General features: G+C 55.2%; 1 pseudogene. It reads left to right on the top strand.

The window, feature by feature from the left end:
* Positions 1-105: 105 nt before the first annotated feature.
* Positions 106-335, top strand: a pseudogene (locus AC0L2A_RS36485) (ATP-binding protein); the annotation flags it as partial.

Here is a 335-nt window from a genome sequence, read left to right as displayed (position 1 = left end):
AAGGTGGATGTTGAATCACCGGAGAAGCTCGTCGTCACATCACAATCGATTCATCGATCACGGGACGTGCTCTAGCCATGCGGCGCGCGGCATGGATCGAGGCAATCTCTTGCCAGGACAGACCTGCTGATCCTCGATGACTGGGGACCGGAAAAACTCAATGATGACCAACGCCGCGATCTCCTGGAGATCATTGAGGATCGCTACGAACGACGCTCAACCATCGTCACAAGTCAGGTGCCCGTGGATCGTTGGTGGGAGATTATTGCAAACCCAACTTTGGCCGACGCCATCCTGGATCGCCTCGTTCACAACGCCTATCGCATCGATCTCAC

Source organism: Mesorhizobium sp. WSM4844 (assembly GCF_055811775.1).
The sequence above is the reverse complement of the archived record's forward strand: the minus strand, read 5'-3'. Positions and strand labels throughout refer to the sequence as shown.